This is a genomic window from Clostridioides sp. ES-S-0190-01 (assembly GCF_020658275.1).
Taxonomy (GTDB): domain Bacteria; phylum Bacillota; class Clostridia; order Peptostreptococcales; family Peptostreptococcaceae; genus Clostridioides.
The window spans coordinates 229730-252995 of sequence record NZ_JACVWA010000012.1 but is presented as its reverse complement, the minus strand read 5'-3'; the positions used below and the strand labels follow the sequence as shown (position 1 = coordinate 252995).

The window sequence follows — 23266 nt, the reverse complement described above, 5'->3', positions numbered from 1 at the left end:
TTTTCCTCCTAATTAATTTTCATATATGTAATCTGGGGCACAATATACTATAAATCCATTTTTAATTGTCATTTCTGTTTTTAATAATTTATCTGCCTCGAATTTACTACCTTTCCAATCTGTATAAGTTTGTTTAACATCCATAATGTCAAATATTGCTACATCTGCATTTGCACCTTCTGATAGACATCCTATCTGATTTTCCATTTTCATAAGTTTAGCTGGATTTTGTGTTGTCATTTTTACAACATCATATAGACTTATTCCCATACATATGTATCTAGACATAAGATTTGGTAGAGAGAATATAGGTCTTCTAAACATGCTTTCCAATACCAAATCTGTACTACAAATATCAGCTATAAATCCTTGTTCTTTTGCTTTTTGCATGACTTCAAAATCACCATGTTTTCTACCTTCTCCTGTATCAAATATGATTCCTCTTTCTCTTGCTTTCTTTACACATTCGTATAAATTGCCATTTGAGTCGAGGATAGTGTTTTGAACACCTTGATATACATGTTCAAATATATCTCCTGGTCTTAAGATATTTAACACATCCTCTGTAGGAACTGGTAAATTTGTACAATGCACCTCAACAGGGCATCCTATTTTTTCAGCTATTTTAATAGTCTCCTTTAATGGCTCTATTCCTAGACCTTCTACTAAATTTTCACTTAATCTTATTTTTAGACCTAATATATTATCTTTATTTTCATTGTATATTCGTTCTATTTTTTCATGATTGAAATACTTTGGGTCAATACATTCATGATAGCTAGTAGTTACTAATCCCGCTGAACAAACTTGTAAGAAACTTTTTATATTTACTTTACTTCTAGCCACAATTGAAGATTTAAAGAGTTGGTAGTTTGCTACTCCTGCTGAACAATCAATTGCACTAGTAACGCCTGTTGGAAGATATGTGCTATCTGGATATATACCAATTTCAGTTCCATCTGCAAACATATGAGCATGTGCATCAATCAGCCCTGGAAAAACAAATTTACCTCTTGCATCTATTGTGTGTTTTGCCTTATCACCATGTTTATATTCAGTTACTTTTCCATTGTATATAGCAATTGTTTTATTGCCATTTACATTATTTTTAGGGTCTACTACATGTCCATTTACAATAAGTAAATCTAGCATAATTATTCATCTCCAATATATAAATTTAATGTGTACTTACCATAATCCAATTATTTTCCAGTAAGGTAATCCTATTACTAAGAATATTGCTAATGCAACCATTACCATGATAGTGCCTACTTTCCAGAAATCTTTTTGAGATACATATCCTGATGCAAAGGCTATAAGACCAGCTCCATTTCCATAATGAGTCAATAAAGCTCCATAACTTGCAAAGAATGCTAGTAATAATGTAACTACCATCGGATTTGCCTTAGTAGATAAAACTATTGCAAATAGTACAGGATAAAAAGATGCTACAAATGCACTGTTTGATACAAAGAAGTATCTAACTGCCAAACTCACTAACAATAGTACTATTGTAACTAATAATCCATTTACATCTGATAGATTTAATACTGTACCTAATTTATCAGCTAACCAAGTGTAAAAACCTGCATCAGCTAATGAGCCAGCAATACCATAAAATGCACCATACCATATAAATATATTCCATGCTCCTTTAGCACCAATAACATCATCCCAATCTAAAATACCTGCTATAAGAACTAATGCTAAGAATACAAATCCTACTACTTGCATATTTAAGTTTACAAAAGGTATTTTTTCACCAAACATCCATCCAAGAATTGCAAGAATAAAGAATACAACTAGTATCTTTTCATGTTTTGTAATAGTACCTAATGATTCCAAATCTTTTCTTATCTGTGGTTTAATATCTGTTAAATGAGTTAAACCTGGTTTGTATATCTTATATACTATAAGTGGTGCTACTAGTAAGAATAAACCTGCTGGTACGATTGATGCCATAAACCAAGTTCCCCAAGTTAAGTTAACACCTAACATACTTGCTGCCAAAGAAACTGTTATCGCATTGGTTGCCATACCTGTCAAAAATAATGCTGCTGTTCCTTGAGATACTACATATGTTAATACTGTTAAATATGCACCTAATTTTTTAGGTTCATCATCAGGTTTAGAACCTGCACCTTCTGCTATATTTCTAAATATAGGGTAGATAATAGTTGTTCTAGATGAATTTGAACCTGTAGCAGGGCTAAGTATTAAATCACTTATCATCATTAGGTATCCAAGTCCTAAGGTAGAATCTCCTGCTCTTAGCAAAAGGTTGTATGCCATACGTTTTCCTAATCCTGTCTTTACAAAAGCTGTACAGACAATAGTTACAACAACTAAAAACCAAGTCATCTTATCTGAATATCCATGAAGTAGTATTGACTCATCCATAAACATAAGTGCTACACCTACAATGATTAAAGTAATGATTGGTTCTTTAAATGGTTTAATAATAAGACCTGCTAGTAAACCTAGATATAAAGCAACAATATCCCAAGTTTCTTTTTTTAATCCTTGTGGTGCAGGTAAATTCCATATAATTATTGGTATAGCTGCAACAAGTAAGAATTTCATCAACTGTTTTTTATTCATTTTCTTCTCCTTATTTAATTTTAGATTTATACTAAATTATAAAAGCACGAAATATGCCAACTTTTTAGATTAATAATATTTTATTTGTTTTTTTATGTGATTTATTGTAATTTAACTGTTAATCAAATTACTTTGATACAATTTTATTAAAATATTTTTTTCTAGTTTGATAAAATAACATTATATTTCTTTATATTATATTTCAAATAGAAATATAATATTTCAATTTGAAATGCAATATTTCCGATTGAAATATAGTGTTTGAATTGTTAACATAACAATAAAAGATATATATTCTTATATTCTTGATGAAATGGATAGAGAAGTTTCAGGTAAAGTCGCAGGTAAGTTATACTAATCATAAGAGTAAACTTTAAAAAAAATTTAAACTTATTTCATATTACTACTTATTTCATATTACTAATAGAAGTAAAACTAAGCTATTTTATTAGCAAATAAAAGTTCAAATTAAATTTATGAGTATTTATAAAAGTGGAAATTTTAAAGAAGAAGTTGAAGAAAGAGATGAAAAGGAGATAAAAAGGAGATGATTCAAATTCTTATTTTGAAACATCTCCTTATAATGTTAAAGAACGAAGTCTATCTTTATCCAATACTTTTACACCACCACGAGATAGAGATACAAGACCTTCTCTAGCAAAATATTTCAACATTCTAGACACAACTTCTCTAGCACTTCCCATATACTTAGCAATTTGCTCATGAGTCATATTTATAGTAGTATTATTGTTTTTAGTTATTTCATCAACTAAAAAAGATGCCAAACGCTTATCAAAACTCATAAAAAGGATTTGTTGCATTGCCCACATAACATCAGAAAAACGTTCAGTGGCTAGCTTATATGAGAACAATTCTGCGTGAATATTTTCTGTAGACAATTTTGAGAAAACAGAAGAACTAATTTGTATAATATCGCAATCTGTCTCAGCATCCACATATACATCAAAAGTTATTGTGTTTAGAATGCATGATGCTGATAAGATACATACATCACCATTATCAAGACGGAAAAGTGTCACCTCACGCCCTTCATCTGAAAGTATGTATGTACGTATTGTTCCAGACTTTATAATCAAAATACCAATACAATCACTATCACCACAATGAATTGAGTTTCCTTTTTTAAAGTGGGATATATTGGCTGAAGAGATTAATAAGCTTTTTTGTGAGTCAGTGAGTTTATCCCAAAAAGATAAACTTTGTGTAAGTATATCAATATCGTTTTGTGAAAGCATATAGTTATTCCTTTCCTAAAATAATTATAATCCAATAATACAAGTGAATAGATAAAATAACAAGTAGTTTGTGAAAAAGGATTATTCAATTGTATATTAATAGTATGATTTGTGTAGAAAATATATGTTAATATATATTATTGCCTATTTGTAAGTAGATTAAGTCATATTAAGCATGTAAATTAATGAATTATAATATACATATCTTGTAAGCTGAAAGAGCTGTTTGATAATGAATTTATCATACAATTCTTTGAGCCTACAAAATGCATGAAATAATTTTATATCTTTTCTGATGGTAGATTTGTATAACTAATATATATATTAGATTTGTATAACTAGAACATATCTTGAAGTATATTTACTTAGAAGAAATAGAATTTATTTTTAAAGTATGAAGCTCTTTATGTAGTTTTATTGCCATAAAACCTGCGATTATTGCAGCAGCAAAATCAGCTATTGGTTGTGCATATAAAATACCATTTAATCCCCAAAATATAGGAATAATCAAGATTATAGGAATAAAACATATACCTTGTCTACACATACCCAGTAACCCACCTTCCTTTGCTTTTCCTAGTGCAAGGAACAATGTAGAATATACTGTATAAAAACCAAATAACATAAATGAAAATCCATTTGCTCTAAGAGCCTTACTACCATTTTCAATTAATAACACATCACCACTTGTAAATTGTGAAATTATAGCTGTTGGAAAAAACACCATTACAAGACCAAGTACTACACAAAATAGAGTAGTCCATGCTATAGATGTTTTTATTGCTTGATGTAATCTATCATAGTTCTTTGAGCCAAAATTATAACCAGCAATTGGTTGGAAGCCTTTTATAAACCCAAATACGATAAGACTCCCCAAAGACATTATTCGTGTTACTGCACCCATTCCAGCTATCACAGAGTCACCATATTTTGTAGCTTCCATATTAGTTAATGTGATAGCGAGACTAGTCAATAACTGGAATATTAAAGTAGGTACACCAATCTTTAAAATTTCTGACATGATTTCATTTGAAAAACAACATTCTTTAATTCTAAAACTAAACATACTTTTCTTGCTAAAAATGTACCTGATATAAACAAGTGTTGAAATCATCTGAGAAAGAGCAGTTGCAATGGAAGCACCTTTTACACCCATGCCAAAGGTATAAATGAATATTGGGTCTAAAACTATATTAAGCAATGCACCTAATAGCATAGCGCACATGGTTGTTTTAGCAGCTCCTTCACTTGTGACAATATTAGTCATAGTGACATTAAATACATTAAAAATAGATGATACGACATAGATACTAGCATAAGACATTGCATAAGGCATAATACTTTTTGTAGCTCCTAATAATTTTAAAACAGGATTGAGAAGAATCATAATGACAATAATAAATAATATACCAACTATTATACTGCTGTAAATAGCTGTACTAGCAACTTTGCCTGCTTTTTCCTTATCTCCATGACCTAGGAGTCTGGCAATGTAGGAAGCAGCTCCATTTCCAAATAATAATCCTAATCCCACAATAATCTGACCTAGTGGAAATGCAACTGATATAGCACCCATTTGACTTGTTCCAAGACCACCTACAAAGTATGCATCTACCAAATTGTACAATGCAGTTATCATCATACCTATCATAGTAGGTAATCCCATAGATAACAAGGCTTTTGGTATTGGGGCAGACCCTAATAATTCAATTTTTTTGTTGCTTTCTTTCATGCTAAACACTCCCTTTCTATTGACATTAGCTCTAAAATATAATACTATAAATTATAGTAATAAAGAAAATGCTACTATAAATTATAGTATTTGTCAATAGAGAGAAAACGAGAGGAGAATTTTTATGGCAACGATAGATTTAATTGTACTGGGTATAGTAAAGCAACAGCCTAAGAGTGCTTATGATATTCAAAAAGTGGTGGAATATAGAAATATATCACGTTGGGTTAAAATCAGTACACCATCAATTTATAAGAAGGTAATTCAACTAGAAGAAAAAGGTTATATCCAAAGCACAATTGTAAGAGAGGGGAGAATGCCAGAAAAAGCAATTTACTCTTTAACAGAATTGGGTGAAAAACATTTTTTAGACTTAATGTTTGATACAGCTTCAAAGCCAGTAAATATTTTTCTGGATTTCAATGCTGTAATAGTAAATTTATACAGTCTTACACCAGAAAAGCAAAAGTTGTGTCTTAATAGTATTGAAGAAAATATACAAGTATTGAAGTCGTATATAGAGGAAAATATAAATACAAAATCGAATGTACCAGAAACAGGTAAGGCTATTTTAGACCAGCAATTGGTATTAGCTCAAACATTAGAAACATGGGTGAATTCTCTAAAGGCTATTCTAGATGTTGACAGTGAAAGAGGTTAACCTCACTCATCTAAGAGAGATTGCAAAGTAATATAAAGGTCATCATGAATTAGCAATCTGAATTAGCAATCTCATTGTGGTAAAATGGATATTATGAAGCTAGGATTTTGACTAAAATGATTGATGACCTACTACAAGCAATTAAGAAACAAATTAGAAAATGGTCATCTGAATTTTATTCATTGGATATTTACGACTTATCCTGCCAAAACTTATTTGAAAATACTCCTTATGTACAGCCACTTATAACAAGATGGACAAAGTGTAATAGTATTTTCTTGAAAAGAGTAGGATTTGTATTGATTACAAGATATCCCAATAGATAACAAAAAATTATATGATGGAATTAGGGATAAGATAATGATTAAAAGCATACCAGCAAAACAAATTTTACAGAAAGTTAAATTTGACAACTCAAGATGGTTTGGGATTGATTATAATATGAATCTCTATCGTGGTTGTCCTCATGGTTGTATTTATTGTGACAGTCGTAGCACAGTATACAACATAGAAAATTTTGACCAAGTGAGATATAAGGAAAATGTGATAGAAACTCTAAAAAAGGAGCTACGTTCAAAGAGAAAAAAAGGAGTTGTTGGTATTGGAGCTATGTCTGACACATACAATCCTTTTGAAAAAGACCTTTGCATTACTCAACAAGCCTTGAATTTAATTTCAGAAAATCATTTTGGAGTATCTATTGATACAAAAAGTAGTTTGGTAGTTAGAGATATACCAATTTTGAAGGAAATAACAAGAAACAATTCTGCTATTGTCAAAGTTACTATAACCACTGCAAATGATGAGTTAGCAAAGAAAATAGAGCCTAATGTGAGTCTAAGTTCTGAACGATTTGAAGCAGTAAAACAGCTCAATGATGCTGGAATATTTTGTGGTATATTATTGACACCTTTGATACCATTTTTGACTGACAATGAGAATGAAATAAGAGCAATTGTTGAAAAAGCACATAAGGCTAATGCAAAGTTTATCTATTGTATGTATGGAATGACAATGCGTAATGGTCAGAGAGAATTTTTTTATAAGCATTTAAAAAATATATCACCAAAACTAGTATTTCAGTATCAAAAAACGTATGGCTTAAATTATGTATGTCCTAGCTTGAATGGAAAGAGATGTGAACAAGTGCTAAAAAAAGAATGTGCTCGTTATGGTATTTTGACAGAGATGAAAGATATTATAGAAGCGTATAAGAAATCAGATATGCAATTAAAGTTTTTTTAAGCTGTAAGTTGCAATTACCTTCATTCTTCTAAAAATGTATTCTATTATAAATTAAATAGCAAAAAGTAAAAAGTAAAAACTAAAAAACAATAAATACAATGAAATTAGATAGTAATAATTATTCAATGTTTCAATTGTATTATCATTTAGTTAAGTGTATCAAATATGTAAAGGATAGTGAAGTGTATTAAATACATAAAGGAAATATATGTTAAAAGGAAGGGGGGATATATATGATAGAAATAAAAACTATAGATGAAAATAAAAAAGGTCATATTGACCTTTTATTGCTGGCTGACCCATATGAGGTAATGATTGATAAGTATCTTGATAAAGGCATTATGTATGCTCTATATGATAATGATGAACTTACTTGTATAGCAGTTGTAATTGAAATTTCTAAAGAAACCTGTGAATTAAAAAATATTGCTACATATGAGCATTTTCAAAATAGGGGTTATGCATCAAAGATGATAAATCATATTTTAGATGTTTATAGTGAACAGTATTCATCAATGGTTGTGGGTACAGCTGAAAGTGGAATCCCGTTTTATGAGAAATTTGGATTTGTTTATTCACATAAGATTAAAAACTTTTTTATAGATAATTATCCAGAGCCAATTTTTGAAGGGGAATCTCAATGTGTGGATATGCTGTATTTAGAATATAAATTCTAGATGCTAATGAGAAGATAAAGTGTTATATATAAAATAAAGAATCGTGATAAAGTAGATAAAGTGTTGCAGAAAGCATGTCTGAAAAGATGTGCTTTTCTATTACTATAAAACAGTATATTAGAGAATAGTTTGCAAAAAACCTATTGTTAATCAAATGGTTATACACTTAATAAAATCATATTTTGATAAATATTACTTTCAAAATATAAAGGAAAGGATTTAGATTTCCATTGATGCTATAATACAAAAAGAGAGGCAAAATTATTACAAAATCATGTTTTAGCAACAAATTACATGAGTGCAACTTAAAGTTGACAATGTGCATTTCTTAAAATATAGAATTTAACAGTATAGTTTGATAATATTTGGATATCAAATCACAGGAGGTAATAATATATGAATTTTGGTGAAAAATTATTTAAGTTAAGAAAAGAAAAAGGATTATCACAGGAAGCACTTGCAGAACAAGTTGGAACAACAAGACAGGCGGTTAGTAAGTGGGAAAACAATCAGGGATTTCCAGAAACAGAAAAACTTTTACTACTATCTAATATTTTTGAAGTATCAACTGATTTTTTATTAAAAGAGGAGAAATCAATAAAAGGAGCAAATGAAAAGGGATATTATGTAAGCAAGGAAGTGGCAAGGGGTTATCTTATCAATGAGAAAAGAGAATGCAAATATTTGGGGTTAGGTTTTTTGTTTTGGGCATTAGCAGGTATTCCTTATGTAATGTTTCCAACTCATACAAGTTGGCGTATTTTGGGAATTGCAGTTTGTGTTGTTTTAGGTATTGGTGCTGTTATACTTGGAATGTTTGCAGAACAAGAAGATTATAAAATCTTGAGAAAAGAGCCACTGTTATTTGATTATGAGTTTTTGAAAGAATTATCAAAGGAATATATTTCAATCAAGAAAAAATATAAGTTAGTTGCTATCCCAAGTACATTTTTGTTTGTGGTTGGTATTCTTATTATAGCAGTAACAGTTAAAGGGTACATTGAATGGGCAGAATATCATTTACTTGTATTTTTGGGATTGGCAGTTGGTATTTTTGGTTTCGTACAATCCATTGGGATTATGGATGCATATGAGCTGTTGGTAAAAAACGAACAGTATTGTGACCGATTTATCTTTAAAGTAAAGAGAAAATTAAAGAATAAAATTGATAGGTTCTAAAAGTAAATTTTTAAAGGTAGGAGCTAGTTAGGGCAAGGTATTAATTGTGAAATTTACAGAGACAGGATAAAAGGTCACGATAAAACAGCAAAATGTATGATAAGTATGAGTAATTATTATGATACTTTATTTTAGTATTATTTTATAAGAGTTAGAAGAGAGAAAGAAAAAATATAAAAAGGTCAAATTGACCAAAAAAAGATAATATATATAGCATAATTTAAGAAAAATGTGAATGATGGAACTTAAACGTAATACACATAGTATAATTTAAGAATCGTATGCATAATATAACTTAATCATAATACACATAGTATAAATGAATGTTAATATAACTATAGATAACTTAATATAGTTATATTAACATTGCAAGTGAATGAATATCATTCATTGACATGAAGAATTACCCATGATATACTGTGAACAATACAAGAAAGGAGGAGTTTAGATATGACAAATATAAAAGAAAAATCAAGAAAAACATTTAATAATCAAGCAGATACCTATGACCAAGATATAAAGGGACAACATGCAAGAAATCTTTATCCAGTTTTACTTAAAACACTTTCAGATATTTCATATGATACTATTTTAGATTTAGGGTGTGGAACAGGAGCAGTATTGCAAGCTATTTTAAATGAAGATTGTAGGAAGAAGGCTTATGGAATTGATATTTCTGAGAATATGCTAAATATAGCAAAAAATAAACTAAAAGGGAATGCTACCTTAGTTTTAGGAGATTCAGAGTATTTGCCATTTGAAAATGAATTTTTTGATGTTGTATATTGTAATGATTCTTTTCATCATTATCCTAAACCAGATAAGGTATTGTCAGAGGTTTGTAGGGTATTAAAGCCAGAAGGAACCCTAATAATTTGTGACTGCTGGCAACCATTTTTATTTAGACATATAATAAATATTTTTATGAAGTACAATAAAGATGGAGATGTAAAAATGTACTCAGAAAAAGAAATATGTAAATTGTTAGCTGTAGATTTTAGAAACATTGTGTGGAAGAGCGTGAATCATACTTCATATATTGTGACTAGCATAAAATAAGAAAGTATAAAAGAAAAACACATAGAGAAAAACATATAAAGAAAATTACATAAAATAAAACATAAAACATAAAAAAATACATAAAAAATAAAACATATGATACTTTATAATTTTGTAAATTTTTAACTCAAACCTGTTTAAATCTCAGGTATTTTTTAAAATTAATTAATGAATGAAATTCATTCATAAAGAGAAGGACACATGAGTACAAAAATGGATTTTATCACAGAGGATAAAAAAAATGTATAACAAAGATGTCTTTGCCATTAATAGTAGCTATGTTTTTAAACATGGCATATAATCTAGTAGACAGTATATGGATTGGTAATTTATTAGGAGAGACTGCTATGGCAGTACTTACAACTTCCACGCCAATTATTTTAACTCTGACATCTATAGCTATTGGGGCTACAAATGGTATATCTATTTTACTTTCGCAAGTAATTGGGGCAAAAGAGCATAAAAAAGCAGAAAGTTTGATTTCTACTTCGTTTTTGGTATCAATAATATTTTCATTGATTATTACTGGAGTTATTGAGCTATTGTTACCATCCATCTTAAAAATATTGGTCAAGTTATAATAGAAGATGGTTATGCTAAACCTGTTTAATTTATAAAACTATAAAGGTTAGATTAATATTTATATAAAAATTGAGATGATTTTAATATAAAAGATATATTTAAATAGAATATAAAATTATTTTTAACTAATACTTCCAAAAATGTTCAATTGAATATATAATGTAATTATAAAAGCAAGCTATTTTTATAGTAGTGGTTAATTCTCTAATGAGGAGGGTGTAAAATGGCTAGTATGATTATGGAAGTTGTAGGAGTATTGTTTATAGTAATTGGATTAATTTTGACATTTGTTGAGATAAAAGGAAACTTCCCTTCTTTTTATGGTTTTGGTCAGAATGCTATAGGTAAAAATGCTATAGGAATTATAGCAGCAGGAATAGCATTAGTTTTCTTTAGAAATGGTATAGACAGCATAGATTCTATAGCTACTTATGGTATATTTTTAGCGATAGAGCTTGTTGTAATCTCTGCATATTTCTTAATAAGAAGAAAGTTTTGTAGAGAAGATAAAAATTTAAGAGTTAACTAATAAAGTTGTCTACTATAAAATTAGAAAATTCAAAAAATAAATAAAATATTGCTTTTAAGTATTTAAAGTTCAAGAAACTATATTCTATACAAAAACAGAATGTGGTTTCTTTTTTTAGTGCAATAGCTTTAATAAAATTCTAATTGTAGAACAGGGTATAAAAGAAGGGGTCTTTGGTTATAAAAATGTGGCTTTAGATACTAAGTTCTTGGTGTTTGGTATCACTTAGGTTATAACTAAGTAATGTATTTTATTAAAAAGCATACAATAATAATATTTTATATCAAAAAAGTAGAATTTAGTCAGCGTTATTAATTTATATTAAAAAATATAAATTAAGTACTATGAAATTTCAATATTAGATGTAGCATAAAAATAATATTTAATATACAATAAAATATAAAAACACATATCCTAGAAAGAAGGTATAACATGGGAGAATTGAGAAAAATTCCTGGGGTAGGAAAGGAAACTGAAAAAGACCTAATAATGTTGGGATATACAACAATTGAATCCCTTAAAGATGCCAATCCAGAAGAGTTGTACCAAAAAGAATGCTTAATGAGTGGGCAACATATAGATAAATGTCAACTATATGTATACCGCTGTGCAATATATTTTGCATCAACAGAAAACCCAGACCCAGAAAAACTAAAGTGGTGGTATTGGAAAGACTAAAGAATAATTATAAAAGACTAAAGAATAATTATGAAGGACTAAAGAGTGATTATAAAAGAGTTAAATATCAGTTAATAATTAAAACTATTATTTAGCTCCTTTATAATACCTCACTCATCATATGTATCTTAACATAATATGTATTTCAATCAATGAATTAAATTAATTAAGAGAATCATTTAAAGATTTTTCTTCAGCTAGCCATTTTCTGCATTGTTCAATCTTTATTGTAGGGTCAAAACCTTGCTCTTTCCCCATATTTGAAAGCATATCACAAGGAAAAGTATCACATTCTCCACAATGATTAAGTTCTTTGCTTTCACAGCAAGTTTTAACCTTACATTCACCACCCCAAAATGGACCTTTCATTTGAGTACATCTTTTACAATTTACTTTCTCTTTTCTTGCACAACTGTTACAGAGTACACCACATCTTGATTCAAACATATAAACTCTCCTTTTCTAACACTTAAATATATTATAAAATTCTTTTAATTCTTCCTTTTCATCTGAAGATAATTGACTTTTTCTGATGCCTTGAATTGCACCTTCTAGTGAATATAGACGGTTAATACATGCAGAAGCATCAATAGATTTTATTTTTAACCATGCCTGCTTGCTACCTATTTCCTTTAACTGTTCATAGGTTGTGATTCCAACTTGGTTTAATTGACCTTCAACTACAGGACCTATATTTGGTAATTTAGAAAGTTCACCCATTATATCACTCCTTATATCTTAAATATTAAATAGAATTACCAATCATAGTTTATAACTACTGTTCAAAAAATTCCTTTGCATATTCTACAGTACCAGACACTTCTTTCAATCCATTGTCTAGTAGCTCTATAGCCATAAAATTTTCATCTGGCACTTCAAATGGAGCTTTTATATTAAACTTACTTGCTACTTGATAGCCAAACTTAGGATAATATTTGTCATGACCTAAAACTACACAACCTTTATATCCTTTTGACTTTGCAATTTTATGTCCTTCTTCAATTAACTTTGAACCTATTTTTTTGCCTTGGACACTTGGAGAAACTGCTACTGGTGCTAGTGCAAGTAGTACATCATTTTTAATCTTTATTTCTGTAAATAGAATATGCCCAACTATATCTCCATCATCTTCAGCAACAAGTGAAAGTTCTGGAACAAAGCTAGTACTATTTCTTAATCGATTAACAAGGTTTTGTTCATCATGGTCAGAAGATTCTTCATTTGTAAATGCAGCTTTAATAACTTCATATACTTTATCTTTGTCACTGGCTTTTTCTTGTCTAATTATCATTTTAATTTATACTCCTGTGGATTAAATTTTTTTATCTGTTATATTAAAGCTAATTCTATTAAGGTTAATTCTAGAAAATGAAAATAGCAGTGTACTATAGCCTTATCAATAGTTTTATCACTTTTCATAATAAAATGCATTACACCAAGAATAGTTATATCCTCTAATTTTTAACCATTCAGGAAAGGAAATTTTTTTGCTACTTTCATCATATTGAAACCATAAGTCATATAATTCTTGATAGTATGTTTTTTCTTTTAAATATTCATCATAATAATCTAGGTTTCCTTTATATTTTGTAAGTAGTCTATCTAATTCCTCTAAATCTTCTTTAATATTTTTTTTAGGGTTTAGAATTACACTTTCTTGTATATGATGAGAAGCAAACCATAACTCATCTATATATTTATTTAATAATAGTTCGACAGATTTAATATCTGTGTCATCTAATTTTAAAGCATCTTTTAGCATATCCTCAGAAGAGTAGTATCTATATTTATCATAATTCTCTTTATTTAAAGAAATAAATAGATTTAATTGATATCCCCACCTAAGAAAAGGCATTTCTTTATTTAAAACAGCTTTTTCAACTATTGGAAAAATTAATTTGACCACTAAAGGTTGTTGAAATTCTTTTATGTTGTTTTTATCAAAACGCTCCTTACAAATATATGTAACAAAATGCTTTTGTTTATTTTCAGGTAATTTTAATATGTAGTCGATTAAAAAGTCTAGTTTTTTGTTTGCTAATTTCTTTAATCCTGTATTTCTTGTATTTGCATATTCATTCCAAAGTTCTGTTATTTTGCTATCTTCATAATCTATAGTGTTCATTTATTGCCTCCAAATTATATCAAAAATCTTTAAATAGAAGTATCAAGATTTAGTACATGTATAGATAGTTATACATTAATATTAATGTGTAAATATTCAGTTATATAAATATTATCGATAATTAAATACCAATATTGATATGTAAATATTAAGCTATTTAAACAGATATCAATTGAACAAAATTAAATTTACTTATATATCTTTTATATCTTTTTTATATAGATTAGATTTTTCATCATAACAAAATTGATTTGCTTCTAAAACTTTTATAGATGCTACATTCGTTCTTGTTTCCTCGATTATTGGGTCAGCTACAATACGAACGACGTTTTTATTTTCTTCAATCACTTTGTCATAAATCAATTTTACCAACTGCTTTCCAATGCCTTTTCCCAACAGATTCTTTTCACCAATTAGATAGTCAATACCATACGTTCCATTGGGTTGTGGAATTTCTGAATCCTCAAGGGGACTTTGATTATAATTATAATATTGGCAAAAACCAATAGCTTTGTGTTCAGATTCAACAATGAAATGATGTATAAAGTTATATTCATTATTTCTACCTTTTATTTCATTTAACCAATCAGAAGCATCCCCAAACCATTTTACAATATATTCTTGATATAACCATGATTTAACCATCTCAATATCTTTTTCTTCTAATTTTCGTAATGAATACATTACTCATTCACCTCACCAATTCTAATTTCTAATTGTATACTTTGCTAACATAATGCGGAAACTGTATAATGCTTTCCTTGACTTTAATATTTAAAAATTTATGTAATACTATATAAAGTAGAAGTTTATAGATTAAAGAACATCCAATATAATAACTCGTTGATTACAACTTTATCGGTTGTGATTTTTATATAATCTTACTACCATGTATCTGGAATAGAATTCCAAATTATGATTATAGTAGTAAGTAGAATTAATAAAGTAACTAAGGATGTAACTAATATTGGTTTATTTTTTTTAATAACACCTACAAGTATACCTGCTATGAGTATTAGTATTAATAAAAAGATTATTCCACTAAATGTAAGCATAGTTATATTTCCTCCTCATAAAATATAGGCAAGCTTTTTTATATTTTACCATACTACATCATGAAAGTCTTTTTTATTGATTAGATGGTCAAGAGGTGATTTGAATTATTTATCGTATATCCTTGATTTATTATAATACAAGAGGATGACACCATCTTGTCATATATAATTTTATTGTAAGGTTAAGATATAACATCATTTTTTCTAAAGTTTCTCTTAGCGATTTCAGAAAATATTATAGTAGTGGCAAGTGCAACACATATTGTAACTATAGTATCATTAACGTTTAAAGCAGATTGTTTTATAATACCCATAGCACTTCCTAACATAGAGTATGGGAAAAATATACCAATAGAAGGTTGTGCTATTAGTAAGCCCATTCCAAATAGAGAAAGGCAAAGACTGATACCAATAGGAGTAGCAAAACTTCTAATCTTTATAGATAGGTATAGTTGTATAGAAGCTATTGAAATGGAAATAATCCAACCCTTAACAATCCAGCCAGTGAGTTCATTAGGTACACTTTGGGAAAATCCAATCATATTTCCAGCAACTATGTAAAAAATAACGAAAACAATTTGAGTGATAGCCGTAAGTATTGAAATAACTATAAGTTTAGATAAAAAAATGTTTTTTAAATTGATTGGAAGTGTCATTACATTATTCCAATTATGATTCATATGTTCAAGTCTGCAAACATAGGCACAAAAGATTGCTATTAATATAGGAAAGAAAAACTCACCATAAAATAGACTAACTTGAGTCCACAAGCTATACCATTCTTTCTTAAGGATATCTTGATTTAGATAAAAGTTTCCAGTACCAATTAGCACACTTAGAAGTGGTAAAGCCAATAATATATACCATATAAAAGAATTTTTTAACTTTAGGATTTCTCCCAAAACTGATTTTCTTAACATTTAAATCCCTCCTATATTTCCTTTTTTAATAAATGATTTTTTCCAATATAATAAATTAACATTCCAACAAAGAAGATTAAAACAGTCATTGAAAAATTCATATTTACTTTGTAAACTGATGAACCAAGGGCAGTGTCATAAGCATAATTTAGAGGCGTTAATTCTATGTAATAAGACCATATAAATAATCTACGAATACCTTGAAAAAATAGTCCTGATGTTAAACCTATAAAGCTACCTAACATACCAAGTGTAACAGCAAGCATTTGATTTTGGAATACAGTTGCAACCCATTGGTGCAGTGCTATTATAGCTATACTAACTAGTATCGTACCTAAGGTATATTTGATAATTAAGGACATAGAAAATGGTTCGATAAAGTCCTTAAAAGATGCAAAACCTAAAATGGCCAATATTTGTATAAGTATAGATAATGATATCAAAATAGTAGAGCATAAAAATTTAGAAAAATAAATACTATTTAAGGGTGTAGCAGAAGACTTTAAAAGTTTCCATGTATCTCCTTTATGCTCTATATCGCTTATTCGGGAAGTAATTATTGATATTAAGATAGGAAAAAATAATCCATTTAAACTTGTAAAACTCATAATCATGTATGAATATTCAAATCCACTTAGCATGTCTGGATTCTTTGTAAGAGCTCTACTTGAATTCATGATACACCATATTATTTCAACAGCTACAAATAAAAATGTCATCAAAATAATTTTCTTTCTTTTAATTTTATAAAATTCTAAACTAAGATATTTCATTATAAAGTCACCGCCTTGCCAGTAAGTTCAAGGAATATATCCTCTAAGCTCTTTTTATGTTCTTCTATTCTAAATACATCCATATTTGAATGTACAAGTATGTTATTTATTTTAGCTACATCTGTATCTTTTAAATTTTCAATAGTTAAATATCCATCTTGTATAAGTGACATATATCCTTGTGTATTTAAAAGTTTTTGAGCAGATATTGGATTTTGTGTTTTAATAGCAATATGACTTTGACCTTTATCATGAAGTTCTTTTATACTATCTTGAAAAACAAGTTCACCATGATTTATTATTCCTATTGATGTGGCGATTTGGTCAATTTCACTTAGAAGATGACTAGAAATAAGAACTGTCATGCCATATTTTTCTGGAAGAGATTTTATTAGTTCTCTAATTTCTTCAATTCCAGCTGGGTCAAGTCCATTTGTAGGTTCATCAAGTATCAATAGTTTTGGAAACTTCATTATTGCCATGGCAATGCCAAGGCGTTGTTTCATACCTAGTGAATATTGACTGACCTTCTTATTTTTCTGATTTTCTAGTCTTACTATTTTTAAGGCTTCATGTATATTTTTTTTAGGTAAATCTAATAGTCTTTGCATAATAGTCATATTTTCAAGCCCTGTCAAGTGACCATAATATGATGGAGATTCTATCAATGAGCCAATATCATTTAAAATTGATATTCTGTTTTTATCATTTAACTCTTTACCTAAAATACTAATATTTCCTTGTGTAGGTTTTGCAAGTCCAAGTAGCATTTTAAGAGTAGTAGATTTACCAGCACCATTAGGGCCTAAAAAGCCATATACAGCTCCTTTTGGTACTCTAAGGTCTAAGTCTTTTACTCTAAATATTTTATTGTATTCTTTTGAAAGTCTGTTTGTTTTAACTATCATTTCCATATGTTTTATCCTCTTTTCTATAATTTAGTATGAATTTTTATGACTTACATATAGTAGTGTTTGTAGCTTATATTAATACAATAAAGTACTTACATTTCAGATAGCTGAAGTTTACCTTACGATAACCTTAAATAGTCTATTGGGGTAAAGTTATAAAAATGGGTATATGATATACTTATGGAGGGTGATAATTATGGAAACAATAAAGGATAAAAAAATACTTGTGGTTGATGACCATAAAGAATTATTAAAAATGATAGATGAAATCTTAAGAAAAGATGGATTTAATAGAATTTTTCTAGCCTCTAGTTATGAAGAAGCTGTGAAAGTATTTAAAAATATAAAACCAGACTGTGCAATTTTAGATGTAGTATTGCCAGATGGAGATGGATTTTCTATTATGAGAAAAATTAGAGAGACGTCTAAGATACCAGTTATTTTTCTTTCTGCAAGAGGAGAGGATGAAGATAGATTGATTGGTTTGGGTTTAGGAGCTGATGATTATATAGTAAAGCCATTTTTACCTAAAGAACTTACTTTAAGGTTAATAGGTATACTAAATCGTGTATATATTCCTATGGAAGAAGAGGAGTTGCCAGTATTTAAACTAGGAGATTCTGTTGTTGTAAATTTAAATACTGCATGTGTAAAAAAAGATGGACAAGAAATATCTTTAACTGCTAAAGAACATTCCCTGCTTTTAAAGTTGTATGAAAATAAAGGGCGAATTGTTACTAGTGATGCACTATGTCAAGCTATATGGGGAGATGACATGTATGGGTATGAAAATACTCTTATGGTACATGTTAGGAGAGTTAGAGAAAAGATAGAGGAAGCACCATCTTTTCCTAAGCATCTTCTTACAGTAAGAGGGCTTGGATATAAATTAATTGTTAATTGATTTATGCCATATGAAGATTTCAAGAGGAGTGATTTAACTTTGGATAGTGTAAAATATATATTGAGGCGATTTATAGGTTCAAGTATCTTGATTTCATTATTTCTAATTATCTTAAACATAACAGGATTTTTGATATTTTCATACGTAACCTTTATATATCCATACTTGGGAGAATCGGATATAAGCACTAGCAGAGAGACTAAAGCAAATTTAATGATGCTTGAAGAAAAGTTAACCTCAAAAGATGGTAAATTTGTTTTGGATGAATCTAGCAAAGATGTGTTACATAAAAAGCAAGCTTGGGCGATGTTAATTGATGATAATGGGGACAGAATATGGGAGTATGATTTACCCAAAGAAATACCAAAGCATTATACTTTAACGGATGTAGCTAAATTTTCAAAATTCTTTTTAAAAGACTATCCTGTGTATGTATGGGAGCATCCTGAGGGGCTTCTAGTTACAGGATATCCAAAAGACAAGTATACTAGGTTTAACCTTACTTATACCATTAGAGAAATAGAGCAATTTCCAAGGTTAATATTAGTTATGCTTTTGCTTAATGCAATAATTACTTTTTTAATAGCTTTGTTCATAGGATTAAAAATGGTAAAATCTATAAAGCCAATTATTACAGGGATGAAGCTTATTTCAAAGGGCGAGCCAGTATTTCTTCAAGAAAAGGGAATACTTAGTGATATTTCAAAATCTATTAACTCTGTATCTAGAGAATTACAGGAAAAAAATGCAAAGCTTAGAAAAAGAGAAGAAGCTAGGTCTAATTGGATTGCAGGAATATCTCATGATATAAGAACACCACTTTCAATGATAATAGGATATGCTGGAGAGCTTGAGGAAAGTAAAAATCTTTCTCAAAGAGAACATGAGCAAGTATCTATTATATGTAATCAAGGTATTAAGATTAGGGAATTAGTAAGCGACCTTAACTTAGTCTCTAAATTGGAATACAATATGCAACCATTGGATTGTGGTAAAATTAGAGTTTCTGTTTTCTTGAGAGAGGTTGTTTCTGATTTTATAAATAATAATTTGGATAATAACTTTTATATTGAGATTAATATATTGGATGAAGATATTATTATAGATGCAGATAAAAAGTTATTAAAAAGAGCTATTAGCAATTTGATACAAAATAGTATAACTCACAATCAACATGGGTGTAATATAAATGTAGTTTCAAGGTCTGATTTAGATTTTTGTTATATAACTATTGAAGATGATGGAAAAGGTATGAGCAAAGATAAAATTAGTTATTTATTGAATAATCAATATAATTTGAGTGATGCATATGCTAAAGGTCAGAATCATGGTCTGGGTCTTTTAATAGTAGCAGGTATTATAAACGCACATAAAGGTAAATTAAATATCACAAGTGATGATTGTCATGGTCTAAAAATAACTTTAAAATTACCACTAGTAAAGTAAAATTTTATGATAAAATAATAAATAAGCGTGAACAATGAAAATATTTTGAAAATAATTTTATTATTTATTGACAAAAATGTTCTATCGTAGTAGAATGAATATAAATTCTTTTCTTGTCAAGTTTTATTAAATAAAATAGTAACTTTTGCTTTATGCGCTTAGAGCTAAGTTACTCATGGTATCAAAATTTTCATAGGAATAATATATTTTGGAATTATTGTAAGACTGTTAAACTCTTTAAATAGTTCCCTTTTTTTTAATATTTTTCAATAATACTTAAAATATTATTGACAAAAATATTCTACTAAAATAGAATTATAATATAGTAGTTTTTAATTTTGAGAAGAAGATAATCAGATTTTAAGAGCAGATTTAATTAGAAGAACTTTTATGTAATTATTAGAGGAATATTTTATTAGAACCTTGTATTTAGAGCGAAAGAGCATCTTAAATAGACATTTTTTGACCATATAAACTCTACTAAAGTAGAGTTTTGATGTCTAATTTTTAGTGATATAAAGTATAGATGTCTAGATATGTTGAATTAAATTAGAGCTATAAAGAGCTGTTGAGGAAAAGGTTTGGATTAAAAAAATCATAAATGAGAGATTCTTTTTTTAAAAGCTAGAGAAGCAATAAGTCAAAATTAAAAGAAGTAAGATTACTAAAATATAAATGCTTAAAACTAGAAAGAAAAATTTAAAAGAAGGGAGAGCTACTGAGACAAGTATCCAGAAGTATATAGCTGAGTACAAGATATTTCATAAAACTTAAGCAATATAAAGTAATTCTGACACTATTTACACATGTTTATTATGTACAAATAGCTAACTTTAGAATTTAAGATTGAGAAAATCTTATAAAATTACAGTAATTTAAATGAATATAACATCAATTAAATTGATGAAAATTTTACTGTGAATATTGCTTGTCTGTATTCTGAGTAGCAAAGGTTTATTATGCCAATAAAAAAGTTGCCACAATCAGAATTGAAGATAATGAAATTTATATGGAAAGTAGATTCCAAAATAACATCAAAAGATATTATTTTAGCTATGGAGCAAAAATATCAATGGAAGCAAACGACAACTTTAACTATTTTATCTAGATTAGTAGTTAAAGGATTTTTAAATTCTAAAAAGGTAAATAAACATACACAGTATGAGATTTTAATTAATAAAAAGGACTACTTGAATGTTGAAACGAGAGAATTTTTTAGTAATATTCATGATTCCTCTATAAAAAGCTTATTATTATCACTTCATGCAGATGATAATATAAGTGAAAAAGATATACTTTTTATTGAAGAGTGGTTAAGAAGTATTAAATAAAAATAAGAAAATAAGATTAAAGAAAAATAGTAGCTATTTGTAAAATAAAACATGATACCTAAAAATATGAAAACTTATTTTTAGAAATTTTGTGAGCTTGTATAATATAAGTAAAACATTAGATTGGTGATTTATGTAATTTAATAGATTATATGTAAATTAAATATTATAAAAATACAATCTTAAAGCAAAATTAAAGCAAAATTTTGTATAATATAAACATAAATCATATACAGTATATTTATGATATGTAGTATATCTGTATTTGAAAATTATAAATTATAAGTGGATTGTAATATGAACCAAAATAAAATTAAATATGAGTGTAAATTAATGATGGACAATTCTATTAATTCAATATAAAAAGCTACCTTTAGTTATCAATTAAATAACTATATTTTAGGGTAGCTTTTTGCATATGGATTGTAGTTGTGTAGAATACATAATTTCATAATTTTTATAAATATGACATATAGCTTTCAAGTTTAAATTGGTACAATAAAATAATAATAAAAATTAGGGGGGATATTTATGAAATATCAATGTTCATTATTGGCAGTAAATGATGTAGAAGTGTCAAAAAAGTTTTATGGAGAATTGTTTGACCAAAAAGTTGTGTTAGATTTAGGGAAAAATGTAACTTTTAGTGGAGGATTTGCAATACAAGAGGATTTCGCATGGTTAACAGGACTAAATCCAGATACAGTTGTGAAAAAATCACACAATATGGAACTTTATTTTGAAGCTGATGATTTTGATAAATTTATTGAAAAACTTAAATCATATAAAGATGTAGAGTATGTTCACCAACCACTAAAATATGAATGGAAACAGAGAGTAGTGCGTATTTATGACCCTGATAAGCATATTATTGAGGTAGGAGAAGCTATGGAAGTTATAGCTAGAAGATACTTAGATGAAGGGTATTCTGTAGAAGAAGTTTCTAAGATTATTCAACATCCAATTGAATTTGTAGAGGAATGTAAAAGGAGTGAATAATTTTGTTACTAGTATTTTCAGATTAAAAATAAATCAAAAGTGGTGATTAAAATTGTATGAAAGAATGTTGAATAAAAGTGTTATGCCATCAGAAAAAGAGATTTCTGAGTATGTTGGCAAAAAACATTTTAATCTTATTTTGCATCTTGAGAATTTATTAGATAAAAAATATGATTTGCGTAAAGAATTAAGATTTCCTTTTGGAAATAATTATGGCTGGGGATATAAGTATTCACATAAAACAATGCATCTATTTTATGTGTTTTTTGAGAAAGATTGCTTTACGGCAACTATTCAAATTGGAAGTAATGATGTAGACAAGCTATTAAATATATTGGATAACTTATTGCCAAAGACAAATGAATTTTGGGATAAGCGATACCCTTGTGGAAGTGGAGGATGGATAAATTATAGAGTGGAGAATGAGAAAGAGCTTGATGATATTTTAAAGATTATTGAAGTTAAGAAAAAGCCTCCAAAAAATCTAATCATATAAAATAATAGTATTTGACAAGATTAATGATGTAAATTAAAATGAAAAGATATTTCTAGACAAGAGTATTGAGATAGAATGTATACTAGAAAAATAAACTATTCTTTAAA

At 28.1% G+C, this 23266-nt stretch carries 27 protein-coding genes; 14 read left to right on the top strand and 13 right to left on the bottom strand.

Translation table 11 applies throughout. From position 1 onward, the window contains the following. Positions 1-12 precede the first annotated feature (12 nt). The 4 genes from IC214_RS02750 to IC214_RS02735 form a co-directional block, all read right to left on the bottom strand. A complete protein-coding gene (locus tag IC214_RS02750; protein ID WP_227835871.1) occupies positions 13-1152 on the bottom strand; it encodes an amidohydrolase family protein in 1140 nt (379 codons plus the stop codon). 36 nt (positions 1153-1188) lie between these two features. After that, positions 1189-2601, bottom strand: coding sequence for a DASS family sodium-coupled anion symporter (locus IC214_RS02745; protein WP_227835872.1), 1413 nt, complete (start codon positions 2599-2601; stop codon positions 1189-1191). Between the two features lie 578 nt (positions 2602-3179). Next, positions 3180-3857, bottom strand: a complete 678-nt coding sequence (locus tag IC214_RS02740; protein ID WP_227433525.1) for a Crp/Fnr family transcriptional regulator — start codon at positions 3855-3857, stop codon at positions 3180-3182. A 361-nt stretch (positions 3858-4218) separates the two neighbouring features. Continuing rightward, the gene (locus IC214_RS02735; protein WP_227866199.1) at positions 4219-5589 is read right to left on the bottom strand and encodes an MATE family efflux transporter; all 1371 of its coding nucleotides are present in this window, start codon (positions 5587-5589) and stop codon (positions 4219-4221) included. A gap of 124 nt (positions 5590-5713) precedes the next feature. Here IC214_RS02735 and IC214_RS02730 point away from each other — a divergent pair, with 124 nt between their 5' ends. From IC214_RS02730 to IC214_RS02690, 9 genes are all read left to right on the top strand, one after another. Beyond that, a complete protein-coding gene (locus IC214_RS02730) occupies positions 5714-6250 on the top strand; it encodes a PadR family transcriptional regulator (RefSeq protein ID WP_227863160.1) in 537 nt (178 codons plus the stop codon). 116 nt (positions 6251-6366) lie between these two features. After that, entirely contained in the window at positions 6367-6576 is a 210-nt protein-coding gene (locus IC214_RS02725) for a DNA alkylation repair protein (protein ID WP_227866198.1), read from the top strand. A gap of 34 nt (positions 6577-6610) precedes the next feature. Beyond that, positions 6611-7495: a radical SAM protein gene (locus IC214_RS02720; protein ID WP_227831384.1), complete on the top strand. Its 885-nt coding sequence runs from the start codon at positions 6611-6613 to the stop codon at positions 7493-7495. Between the two features lie 233 nt (positions 7496-7728). Beyond that, entirely contained in the window at positions 7729-8172 is a 444-nt protein-coding gene (locus IC214_RS02715; RefSeq protein WP_227866197.1) for a GNAT family N-acetyltransferase, read from the top strand. 396 nt (positions 8173-8568) lie between these two features. Beyond that, positions 8569-9351 carry a helix-turn-helix domain-containing protein gene (locus IC214_RS02710; protein ID WP_227866196.1) on the top strand — a complete coding sequence of 261 codons (783 nt, stop codon included), beginning with the start codon at positions 8569-8571 and terminating at the stop codon, positions 9349-9351. A gap of 450 nt (positions 9352-9801) precedes the next feature. Beyond that, entirely contained in the window at positions 9802-10410 is a 609-nt protein-coding gene (locus IC214_RS02705) for a class I SAM-dependent methyltransferase (protein ID WP_227866195.1), read from the top strand. Positions 10411-10664: 254 nt separating this feature from the next. Beyond that, entirely contained in the window at positions 10665-10991 is a 327-nt protein-coding gene (locus IC214_RS02700) for an MATE family efflux transporter (RefSeq protein ID WP_413926628.1), read from the top strand. A gap of 224 nt (positions 10992-11215) precedes the next feature. Continuing rightward, positions 11216-11521, top strand: a complete 306-nt coding sequence (locus tag IC214_RS02695) for a hypothetical protein (RefSeq protein ID WP_227433518.1) — start codon at positions 11216-11218, stop codon at positions 11519-11521. Between the two features lie 432 nt (positions 11522-11953). Next, positions 11954-12199: a helix-hairpin-helix domain-containing protein gene (locus IC214_RS02690; protein WP_227866194.1), complete on the top strand. Its 246-nt coding sequence runs from the start codon at positions 11954-11956 to the stop codon at positions 12197-12199. Positions 12200-12361: 162 nt separating this feature from the next. Here IC214_RS02690 and IC214_RS02685 read toward each other — a convergent pair whose 3' ends face one another. From IC214_RS02685 to IC214_RS02645, 9 genes are all read right to left on the bottom strand, one after another. After that, entirely contained in the window at positions 12362-12646 is a 285-nt protein-coding gene (locus IC214_RS02685; protein ID WP_227866193.1) for a DUF3795 domain-containing protein, read from the bottom strand. Between the two features lie 15 nt (positions 12647-12661). Continuing rightward, on the bottom strand, positions 12662-12919 hold the full coding sequence (locus IC214_RS02680; protein WP_227433515.1) for a TfoX/Sxy family protein: 258 nt from the start codon (positions 12917-12919) through the stop codon (positions 12662-12664). A gap of 55 nt (positions 12920-12974) precedes the next feature. Continuing rightward, positions 12975-13490: a GNAT family N-acetyltransferase gene (locus IC214_RS02675; RefSeq protein ID WP_255613107.1), complete on the bottom strand. Its 516-nt coding sequence runs from the start codon at positions 13488-13490 to the stop codon at positions 12975-12977. A 117-nt stretch (positions 13491-13607) separates the two neighbouring features. Next, complete coding sequence (locus tag IC214_RS02670; protein ID WP_227483044.1) at positions 13608-14324, bottom strand: hypothetical protein; 717 nt, start codon at positions 14322-14324, stop codon at positions 13608-13610. Between the two features lie 192 nt (positions 14325-14516). Next, positions 14517-15008: a GNAT family N-acetyltransferase gene (locus IC214_RS02665; RefSeq protein WP_227866192.1), complete on the bottom strand. Its 492-nt coding sequence runs from the start codon at positions 15006-15008 to the stop codon at positions 14517-14519. A 200-nt stretch (positions 15009-15208) separates the two neighbouring features. Continuing rightward, positions 15209-15379 carry a hypothetical protein gene (locus IC214_RS02660; RefSeq protein ID WP_227835887.1) on the bottom strand — a complete coding sequence of 57 codons (171 nt, stop codon included), beginning with the start codon at positions 15377-15379 and terminating at the stop codon, positions 15209-15211. A gap of 182 nt (positions 15380-15561) precedes the next feature. After that, positions 15562-16299 carry an ABC transporter permease gene (locus IC214_RS02655; protein ID WP_227866191.1) on the bottom strand — a complete coding sequence of 246 codons (738 nt, stop codon included), beginning with the start codon at positions 16297-16299 and terminating at the stop codon, positions 15562-15564. An 11-nt stretch (positions 16300-16310) separates the two neighbouring features. Next, on the bottom strand, positions 16311-17072 hold the full coding sequence (locus tag IC214_RS02650; protein ID WP_227433511.1) for an ABC transporter permease: 762 nt from the start codon (positions 17070-17072) through the stop codon (positions 16311-16313). After that, complete coding sequence (locus tag IC214_RS02645; protein ID WP_227433510.1) at positions 17072-17986, bottom strand: ABC transporter ATP-binding protein; 915 nt, start codon at positions 17984-17986, stop codon at positions 17072-17074. The genes IC214_RS02650 and IC214_RS02645 overlap by 1 nt, the downstream gene beginning before the upstream one ends. A 193-nt stretch (positions 17987-18179) precedes the next feature. Here IC214_RS02645 and IC214_RS02640 point away from each other — a divergent pair, with 193 nt between their 5' ends. The 5 genes from IC214_RS02640 (at position 18180) to IC214_RS02620 (ending at position 23159) form a co-directional block, all read left to right on the top strand. Beyond that, complete coding sequence (locus IC214_RS02640; RefSeq protein ID WP_227866190.1) at positions 18180-18887, top strand: response regulator transcription factor; 708 nt, start codon at positions 18180-18182, stop codon at positions 18885-18887. A gap of 39 nt (positions 18888-18926) precedes the next feature. Beyond that, entirely contained in the window at positions 18927-20333 is a 1407-nt protein-coding gene (locus IC214_RS02635) for a sensor histidine kinase (RefSeq protein ID WP_227866189.1), read from the top strand. Positions 20334-21292: 959 nt separating this feature from the next. Beyond that, entirely contained in the window at positions 21293-21664 is a 372-nt protein-coding gene (locus tag IC214_RS02630; RefSeq protein WP_227483037.1) for a BlaI/MecI/CopY family transcriptional regulator, read from the top strand. A 531-nt stretch (positions 21665-22195) separates the two neighbouring features. Next, a complete protein-coding gene (locus IC214_RS02625; protein WP_227483036.1) occupies positions 22196-22663 on the top strand; it encodes a VOC family protein in 468 nt (155 codons plus the stop codon). Between the two features lie 52 nt (positions 22664-22715). Next, positions 22716-23159: a DUF3788 family protein gene (locus IC214_RS02620; RefSeq protein WP_227866188.1), complete on the top strand. Its 444-nt coding sequence runs from the start codon at positions 22716-22718 to the stop codon at positions 23157-23159. Positions 23160-23266 lie beyond the last annotated feature (107 nt).

Coding starts and splice junctions, on each gene's coding strand:
- IC214_RS02750 (WP_227835871.1), bottom strand. CDS start 1,152: ATGCTAGATTTACTTATTGTAAATGGACATGTAGTAGACCCTAAAAAT.
- IC214_RS02745 (WP_227835872.1), bottom strand. CDS start 2,601: ATGAATAAAAAACAGTTGATGAAATTCTTACTTGTTGCAGCTATACCA.
- IC214_RS02740 (WP_227433525.1), bottom strand. CDS start 3,857: ATGCTTTCACAAAACGATATTGATATACTTACACAAAGTTTATCTTTT.
- IC214_RS02735 (WP_227866199.1), bottom strand. CDS start 5,589: ATGAAAGAAAGCAACAAAAAAATTGAATTATTAGGGTCTGCCCCAATA.
- IC214_RS02730 (WP_227863160.1), top strand. CDS start 5,714: ATGGCAACGATAGATTTAATTGTACTGGGTATAGTAAAGCAACAGCCT.
- IC214_RS02725 (WP_227866198.1), top strand. CDS start 6,367: ATGATTGATGACCTACTACAAGCAATTAAGAAACAAATTAGAAAATGG.
- IC214_RS02720 (WP_227831384.1), top strand. CDS start 6,611: ATGATTAAAAGCATACCAGCAAAACAAATTTTACAGAAAGTTAAATTT.
- IC214_RS02715 (WP_227866197.1), top strand. CDS start 7,729: ATGATAGAAATAAAAACTATAGATGAAAATAAAAAAGGTCATATTGAC.
- IC214_RS02710 (WP_227866196.1), top strand. CDS start 8,569: ATGAATTTTGGTGAAAAATTATTTAAGTTAAGAAAAGAAAAAGGATTA.
- IC214_RS02705 (WP_227866195.1), top strand. CDS start 9,802: ATGACAAATATAAAAGAAAAATCAAGAAAAACATTTAATAATCAAGCA.
- IC214_RS02700 (WP_413926628.1), top strand. CDS start 10,665: ATGTCTTTGCCATTAATAGTAGCTATGTTTTTAAACATGGCATATAAT.
- IC214_RS02695 (WP_227433518.1), top strand. CDS start 11,216: ATGGCTAGTATGATTATGGAAGTTGTAGGAGTATTGTTTATAGTAATT.
- IC214_RS02690 (WP_227866194.1), top strand. CDS start 11,954: ATGGGAGAATTGAGAAAAATTCCTGGGGTAGGAAAGGAAACTGAAAAA.
- IC214_RS02685 (WP_227866193.1), bottom strand. CDS start 12,646: ATGTTTGAATCAAGATGTGGTGTACTCTGTAACAGTTGTGCAAGAAAA.
- IC214_RS02680 (WP_227433515.1), bottom strand. CDS start 12,919: ATGGGTGAACTTTCTAAATTACCAAATATAGGTCCTGTAGTTGAAGGT.
- IC214_RS02675 (WP_255613107.1), bottom strand. CDS start 13,490: ATGATAATTAGACAAGAAAAAGCCAGTGACAAAGATAAAGTATATGAA.
- IC214_RS02670 (WP_227483044.1), bottom strand. CDS start 14,324: ATGAACACTATAGATTATGAAGATAGCAAAATAACAGAACTTTGGAAT.
- IC214_RS02665 (WP_227866192.1), bottom strand. CDS start 15,008: ATGTATTCATTACGAAAATTAGAAGAAAAAGATATTGAGATGGTTAAA.
- IC214_RS02660 (WP_227835887.1), bottom strand. CDS start 15,379: ATGCTTACATTTAGTGGAATAATCTTTTTATTAATACTAATACTCATA.
- IC214_RS02655 (WP_227866191.1), bottom strand. CDS start 16,299: ATGTTAAGAAAATCAGTTTTGGGAGAAATCCTAAAGTTAAAAAATTCT.
- IC214_RS02650 (WP_227433511.1), bottom strand. CDS start 17,072: ATGAAATATCTTAGTTTAGAATTTTATAAAATTAAAAGAAAGAAAATT.
- IC214_RS02645 (WP_227433510.1), bottom strand. CDS start 17,986: ATGGAAATGATAGTTAAAACAAACAGACTTTCAAAAGAATACAATAAA.
- IC214_RS02640 (WP_227866190.1), top strand. CDS start 18,180: ATGGAAACAATAAAGGATAAAAAAATACTTGTGGTTGATGACCATAAA.
- IC214_RS02630 (WP_227483037.1), top strand. CDS start 21,293: ATGCCAATAAAAAAGTTGCCACAATCAGAATTGAAGATAATGAAATTT.
- IC214_RS02625 (WP_227483036.1), top strand. CDS start 22,196: ATGAAATATCAATGTTCATTATTGGCAGTAAATGATGTAGAAGTGTCA.